The 7,409-nt window shown below is 30.9% G+C and carries 6 protein-coding genes and 1 tRNA gene; 6 read left to right on the top strand and 1 reads right to left on the bottom strand.

Going from position 1 to position 7,409, the window contains the following annotated elements:
* Positions 1-310 precede the first annotated feature (310 nt).
* Complete coding sequence (locus tag SKC36_RS11040; RefSeq protein WP_459454766.1) at positions 311-1,126, bottom strand: TerC family protein; 816 nt, start codon at positions 1,124-1,126, stop codon at positions 311-313.
* Between the two features lie 150 nt (positions 1,127-1,276).
* On the opposite strand from SKC36_RS11040, the gene SKC36_RS11035 reads away from it, so the two are divergent.
* The 6 genes from SKC36_RS11035 (at position 1,277) to SKC36_RS11010 (ending at position 7,290) form a co-directional block, all read left to right on the top strand.
* A tRNA-Val gene (locus tag SKC36_RS11035) sits at positions 1,277-1,351 on the top strand.
* Between the two features lie 404 nt (positions 1,352-1,755).
* Positions 1,756-2,109, top strand: coding sequence for a hypothetical protein (locus tag SKC36_RS11030; protein WP_459465925.1), 354 nt, complete (start codon positions 1,756-1,758; stop codon positions 2,107-2,109).
* Between the two features lie 117 nt (positions 2,110-2,226).
* Positions 2,227-2,850 (top strand): RNA polymerase sigma factor, encoded by a 624-nt coding sequence (locus SKC36_RS11025; protein ID WP_459465924.1) that lies wholly within the window; start codon positions 2,227-2,229, stop codon positions 2,848-2,850.
* A 1-nt stretch (position 2,851) separates the two neighbouring features.
* Positions 2,852-4,051: a hypothetical protein gene (locus SKC36_RS11020; protein WP_459465923.1), complete on the top strand. Its 1,200-nt coding sequence runs from the start codon at positions 2,852-2,854 to the stop codon at positions 4,049-4,051.
* Between the two features lie 46 nt (positions 4,052-4,097).
* Positions 4,098-5,201, top strand: a complete 1,104-nt coding sequence (locus SKC36_RS11015) for a M48 family metalloprotease (RefSeq protein WP_459465922.1) — start codon at positions 4,098-4,100, stop codon at positions 5,199-5,201.
* Between the two features lie 4 nt (positions 5,202-5,205).
* A complete protein-coding gene (locus SKC36_RS11010) occupies positions 5,206-7,290 on the top strand; it encodes a tetratricopeptide repeat protein (RefSeq protein ID WP_459465921.1) in 2,085 nt (694 codons plus the stop codon).
* Positions 7,291-7,409: the final 119 nt, after the last annotated feature.

Here is a 7,409-nt window from a genome sequence, read left to right as displayed (position 1 = left end):
CAAAAACTAGGTAAAGGGTCAATTGAAAAGGATTTTAATGATTTAAATTGACTATTCGACATTACACTTAGTAGAACAAACAACTTATGATGTTGGCTTCGAGAGCCTCAGCCAACTGTAAATTTCTGGGCTAAGACATAAGTACTAATTTTAAAATAAGTGGATAAGTTGGCTGAGGTTCTCGAAGCCAACCATTACTATTTGAATTGAACCTTCGTAACTTTTTGAATATCAAGCAATTAGAAACTTGTATCTAAGTCCTTAATAACTTATCCCTAATCCCTAACAACTAATCACTAACAACTAATCACTAGATTATCCCCTTATCCCCTGCCTCGTTCTTCACATCCCGAATTTCCACGGCCTTGGTAGATTTCTTACGCATTTTGATGTTGATGAATTCCACGAAAAGTGAGAAAGCAATGGCAAAGTAGAGATAGCCTTTCGGGATTTGTCCGATGCTATTTCCTAGGATAATAAATTCCGAATCATGACTGGCCTCGGCAACTAGCATAAAACCGATCATAATTAAGAAGGACAGCCCTAGCACTTGCAAAGATGGATGTTGGTTAACGAAGCGACCAACGGGCCCTGAGAAGCCCATCATGATGAAGATGGAAATCACTACGGCGGTAATCATGATGAATATTTCATTGGTTAAACCAATGGCCGTCAGGACGGAATCAATGGAAAAGACTAAGTCGATTAATGCGATTTGAGTAACGACTTGGGCAAATTTAGCTTTAACGCTTTTTGATTTGGCTCCTTCGTGATGCTCTTCGCCTTCTAGCTTTTGGAAGATTTCATTGGTGGCTTTATAGAGTAGGAAAAGTCCGCCGACAAACAGGATTACTGCTTGACCTGTTGGGGCAATGGAGAGCCAATCCGAGCTAAAGTGCCAGAACGGTTTTTGGAGAGAAATAAGGTAAGAAAGTCCTAATAAAAGCATCACACGGAATGCCATAGCAAGGATTAGACCCAGGTTACGCGCTTTGGCTTGTTGTTCTTCAGGTAATTTATGCGCGGTGAGCGAGATGAAAATGATATTGTCTATACCCAGTACAACTTCCAAAAAGGTCAGGGTTAATAAGCTAAAGAGTCCGTTGAGGGAAAAAAGGTGTTCCATGTAATAATTTTTATGATTGCAAAGATGCTGGCTTTCTGCGAGATAGCCAACAAATAATAAAGGAGAGGAAAAATTTCTATATTTTTTTCAGAACAGGACTTGCAAAAAGCAGAAAAAACACGGATATTTGCAAACCAATTCAACGGAAAGGGTCTTATAGCTCAGCTGGTTCAGAGCACCTGCCTTACAAGCAGGGGGTCCTAGGTTCGAATCCTAGTGGGACCACACCCTTCAAAAACCTCATCGATAGATGGGGTTTTTATGTTTTAGGGCAGGTTAGCGAATTGGGTGGCAGAAAAGGGATCTTCAGATGAAAGTTTGTTTAAAATTGAACAATTCCAACTCTTTAAATTCAATTAAAATACAGACTTAAGTAATTTTTATAATTAGTCTTCAAGATTGTATTTAACGGCCTTTAAAACTTTATTTTTAATAGATGGAGAAAATCGAAACATCGTAATCGTAGGAACAATAGCATTTTGATTGAGTTGAAAAAGTACTTGTTGCCCAAGGTTAATTGTTGAAATATCAAAAATTAGTTTAAAAATATTATTTGATTGGGTTACCTTTTTAATGATTTGATATTAACAGATAGTTAAACATTTTACAAACATCTAAATATTAAAATCATGAAAACTTTATTTCTTTCTTTATCTATGTTCATTGCTGGTTCAACATTATTTGCTCAAAATCCAACCAGGATTTCTGGGTATACTAACAGTTATGGAACATATGTTGAGCCATATTACAGAACTTCGCCAAACTCAACAATAAATGATAATTATAGTACTCGTGGTAATATAAATCCATATACTGGATCTTATGGAACTAAATCTCCTGATTTATATTCCTCCCCTTCTATTTCTTTTCCTTCATCCTCTTCCAGTTATTCAAATAGCCCATCTACAGCCCCAATATTTACAGGTCCAAGAGGTGGAACCTATTACTATAATAGCAATGGAAATAAAACCTATGTAAAATAGATTTACTTAAAATTTTAACTTTCTAATCAAGCGATATGATACAAACTGCCGCTTGATTAGAAAGTTAGTTTTATTATTTCTAAATTTTTAAATTGAGTCTTTTAATAGAAAGACTTAATGGATTTCAAAGGAACATACAAAGGACTCAATGAACAAGAACTAATAATTAGAATCAAAGAAAATTCTGATTATTTAGGTGTTGTATATAAAAATTGCAAAAACAATGCAGTTCGATTCATGCAGAGATTTTCGAATGGTTCTTTAAAAGAATATGAACTTGAAGATGTTTTTCATGATGCTGTGATAGTATTATATGAAAAAATTACAGAAAACGACTTTGTATTAACCTGTACTGTACAGACTTATTTGAATTCAGTCTGTAAAAATCAGCTAGGTAATAAATTAAAGAAGGATTCAAAAATAACCGAATTTGAAGATCAAAAAGATGACGATGTTGAGGAAGAAAATTCAATGAGTTTCAAATCATCGATAAATGATGCCTTAGAAGAAATTGAAGATGAGAAAGAAGCCCAATTTCAAGCCATTGAACGTGCATTGAATGCCATTAGATTATCGGGAGGACATTGTTATGAATTATTAACACTATTTTGGTATCATAAAAAATCAATGGTTGAGCTTACTGAAATTTTGGGTTATAATAATCCAGATACTACAAAACAACAAAAGGCTAGGTGCCAAAAAAGATTAGAAAAAATTGCCTTTAATGAATTGAATCAATAAGATGAATGTGGAATTACAAATTTTAAGGGAATTGATTTCATCAAATCTTGGAACAGATCCCAAATTTGATGAAAGCCTCTTGACAGATTCTTTTTTGGAACAATTTGCTGAAGCTTTATGCCAATATAAAAAAGATGCAAAACCTTTATATACTTCCATTTACGGTCTTGAACTTTCTGATCCAGAAAAAGGAATTTCTAAATTAGATACGATCTACCATTCATTTATCAATAATGTTGCTGAAAGTTTTGTGGCAAGAAATAATGAAAAGTCATCATGCAGCGAGTTATTGATTAAGACCCAAAATGAAGCATTTCAGAAAAGGGTGTTCTTTTATAAAAATTTAGTAATGGTTGTTAAGAAAGTTGAGCGACAAAGAATAAAAGATGCATTGCCTAATTCTTGGGAGGCCCTTAATTTTGAAATACCTGAGAATACTCTTGAAAACTCCATTAAGAAACAGTCCAGAGAAAAGCTAAAGCAACAATTCAGAAAATGGGACGAGGAATTAAATGAAAGAGAAGTTGAAACCACAAAAATCATCTCATTTTCTTGGCTTAGATATGCCGTTGCTGCAAGTGTGCTGTTTTTAGTAGGTATTTGGGTATTTAATTCGTTTCAGAAAGATTTGAGTCCAAACGACACCTTGGAATTGTCCTCTACAGAGAAACAAAAAAATAAAATTTTAGGAGAAATTAAACAGATTGAATCTCATGGATTGGTTGATGTTGTAAGCAATCAAAAAAAAATTAGAATTTTAGAAAATAATGGCATTGGATTCATCAATAAAACACAAAAGCTGAAAATAGTAATCAAAAATCCTCAGCCAAGAATTACCTCTATCGTTCTTGCCATTGAACAATATCAGAAATTGCTTGAAACAAAATTTGCCCCTAATTCATTTTCTGGACAAAATAATCTTTATCAAATGTTAGAAAATAGAATTGATTCTTTGAAAATTGAGTTAAGCAGTTTGAAGGCTATGCAGAATACTTACGTTTTTGATGAAAAAATTTTAACCTTGCATACTTCTAGAAGTGACAAAATCCAAATTTTGTACAATGAAGATATATACTACCTTAATAAGGAAGATAATTTTTATCCTTTGGTACAAACCTCTCAACCAAAGAAACTGGAAAAACTAAATGATTCCGCAAAACAGGAAGCTTTATCCAAAATATTATTTGATAATGGTTTTTAACAAATGGCACATTTTTAGACTTCACATTACCATCTTATTCATTGGTATGGCTAGTTTGACTTTTGGGCAGACTTCTGCAGAAACTCAAGTCAGAAAGGTGTTCAACCAATTATTATCCTTTTATGGAAGCGCAAAATCAGCCCCTCAATTGACTATTATTAAAAATACTGATAAATCAAAAAGTGTTCCAGCCAAGTATCTCCCAAATCCGACACCTAAAATAGAGATAGATCATCAATTATATACCGTATGTCAAAGTTTTGGAGAAGACAGTTTAAATGCAGTAGCGATAATATTGAGTCATGAACTCACTCATTATTACAATGATCACCTCTTTTGTAGCGATTTTGCCTTTGCCAATTTATATGGCAAACAGCCCAATTTAGCTAAAATGGTACGTGATGCTTCACTTTCTTCCATCAAGGATAAAGAAGCAGAGGCTGACATTAAAGGCTTTTTCTTTGCGGCTGCAGCAGGTTATAAACCCCACGGTGTACAGGCACCATTGATTCATAAAATTTACAAAGCCTATCAAATTGCAGATATTCAACAAGGATACCCCAGTAAAGAAGAAAGAATGTCAATTGCCAAAAGTGCTGAAAATACAGCCAATGAATTATATGAGAAATTCAAAAGCGGCTTGCTTGCACTAGAAAAAAAGGACTACGATGTCGCCATTACTTATTTTGAGGAGGCAAACAAGAAAATCCCTTTTAGAGAAAATCTCAATAACATGGGAGTGGCGAAAACATTGAAGGCGCTGGAGATGAAAACAATTACAAAGGATGAGTATGAATTTCCTGAACGCTTTCAATATCCAATTGAAATAGATAATAAAAGCCGATTACAAAAAAATTATACTAGAAGTTCAGTTGATGAATCGAAAGAAATCAAAGCTTTATTGTTAAGTGCTCAAAAGGATTTTGATACATCGATCAGTTTAGACCCTATGTACTTAAAAAGTTATATCAATCTCGCTTGTGTATATGACTTGTTAGGGAATCACCTTTCAGCTATTGGATTAATCACTGAAAAGCTGCCCCAAAAAGATCAATTATCAAATGCAGCAAAAAAAATATTGGCAATTGCTTATTATCATGAGGATTTAGAGATAAAGGCAGAGGTTATTTGGAATGAACTTGAGCTTTAAAACAATGAAAAAAATACTAATTGTTTTTTTATTATTATTTGACGTTTTAATCTCCAGAGGACAAACTGATGAATTTAACTTATTATCTCACATAAACTATATTAACAAATTTGAATCCAAGTATGATACACTTAATAATGACTATTTAATTTCGCTTAATAACCTTGGGAAATTTTATGAAAAAACAAATCAATTTAAATTAGCTGAGGATATTTATTTAAAAACACTTAAAATAAGAATATCAAAATTTGGAACATTGCATTTAGATGTTGCTACATCATCTATACATCTTTCCGACTTATATTATAAATTAGGCCAATATAATAAAGCAATAAAATTTAATTTAAAAGCTTTTGAAATTAGAAGTAAGTTATTGGAAGAAAATGACTTATTATATATTAAATCCCTTGGTAAATTAGCAGCAATTTATTTAGGATTAAAAAACTATAATGAAGCTGAAAAATATTTATTAAAAGGCTTAAGATTAAAACAAGAATTTTACAAGCATGACGACCAATCCATTATATCAAGCATTGAAAATATAATTCAATTATATAATAAACAAGGGAAATACACTAATTCAGAAGAATTTTATTTAATTCTCAATCAACTTTATAAAAAAACTAAAGGAGAAAACGATTTTGATTATATCAACTCATTATCAAATTTAGCCGTTGTATATTATTACCAGGAAAAATATTTGGATGCTGAAAATACCTACATTATTTCAATTGAATTGCTAAAACGAAATATAAATAATGACTCAAAATTTATTCGACGGTATATTGAATCATTAAGCAACTTAGCAGAATTATATAGAATACAAGGGAAGTTCGCAAAATCAGAAAAAATATCTGAAGAGGCTTTAGAGATTAATAAATTAAAATTACATGATAATGTTGATATGCAAATTGCTATAAAACACAATCTTGCATTACTTTTCAAAGATATAAAAAAGTACAAGTCCTCTGCGGATTATTTGAGTGAAACGCTTGAATTAATCAAGAAATCATATGGTAGAGACAATTTACGGTATGCATCAACTATTGGTAATCTTGGTGTGATTTTGATCTATTTGGGCTTTAATAAAAAAAACATTTTACCATTACTTGAAAGTCAGCTTCTTATTCGCAAAAAAATATTAGGAATAAACCACCCTCTTTATCTCCAGTCACTTATTAACCTAGCTGACTATAACCGTAATTTAGGAATACTTAACAAATCGAGAGAAAAATATTTAGAAGCACTATTAATTGTGAAAAATAATTATGAAGAAAATAATCAGCAATTTCTTAATGTTTTATTAAAACTAGGTAAAGTTTCAAGAATGTCTCATAAAAATGAAGACGCGTATAATTACTTAAATGAATATTTAATAAATAACCAGTTTAGGTTAAAAGAGGTAGCAACAAGTTATGTAGAAAATGAATTAATATTTTACGTCAAATCTAACGAATCATCTAAAGATGAAATATTGAATTTTATTGATGACTTTCCAACAAAATATCAAAATTTAAATATTAATTCTTTTAATAATTTAATTGTACTAAAAAATTTGTCTTTAAAAAACAGAGAATTGATTAATATATCAATTCAAAAAAATAGCACATTGTTAATTAAAGATAAATATTTGAAATTTTTAGCAAATAAAAAACTAATTGAAAAATATATTGGCCTACCAATTAAAGATCAAAGCTTTGAATATGAAAATCTTAAAATAGAAACGTCAAAATTAGAAAAAGAATTAATAAATGAATCTTCAAAATTTTCAAAAATTATAAATACTAGTTCGACAAGTTTTAAAGATTTAACAAAAAATCTCAAAAATGATGAGATAATTTTTGATTTAAATTTGTTTAATTACAATAAAAAGAAAGGGGTAAATCAAAATATATATGCAAGTTTCATAGTAAAAAAAGACTTTGAGTTTCCAAAATTTATACGACTATTTGAAGAGAAGGAATTGACTCAATTACTAGAAAACAATAAAAGTCTGTTGGATAGTACTTGGATTAACAAAAAATACCAAGAACAAGCAATTAGTGATTTATTTTTAAATCCAATGGCTGAAGAATTAAACGTGTACTAACCCCCTAATAGACTGGACTAAATTTTAAAAAGAGTTTAGAACCAATTAAATTAGGGAAAATGAAAAGAGAAAGAAGAGTATTCAGTCCAGAAGACCGTCTAGCTATTATTCAAGAAGGT

The sequence above is a fragment of the Aquirufa sp. OSTEICH-129A genome, from assembly GCF_054558355.1.
The sequence above is the reverse complement of the archived record's forward strand: the minus strand, read 5'-3'. Positions and strand labels throughout refer to the sequence as shown.

Bases quoted from the DNA above. Each gene is read 5' to 3' on its own strand.
- SKC36_RS11025 (WP_459465924.1), top strand. From the start codon at position 2,227: ATGGATTTCAAAGGAACATACAAAGGACTCAATGAACAAGAACTAATA.
- SKC36_RS11010 (WP_459465921.1), top strand. From the start codon at position 5,206: ATGAAAAAAATACTAATTGTTTTTTTATTATTATTTGACGTTTTAATC.
- SKC36_RS11030 (WP_459465925.1), top strand. From the start codon at position 1,756: ATGAAAACTTTATTTCTTTCTTTATCTATGTTCATTGCTGGTTCAACA.
- SKC36_RS11040 (WP_459454766.1), bottom strand. From the start codon at position 1,126: ATGGAACACCTTTTTTCCCTCAACGGACTCTTTAGCTTATTAACCCTG.
- SKC36_RS11015 (WP_459465922.1), top strand. From the start codon at position 4,098: ATGGCTAGTTTGACTTTTGGGCAGACTTCTGCAGAAACTCAAGTCAGA.
- SKC36_RS11020 (WP_459465923.1), top strand. From the start codon at position 2,852: ATGAATGTGGAATTACAAATTTTAAGGGAATTGATTTCATCAAATCTT.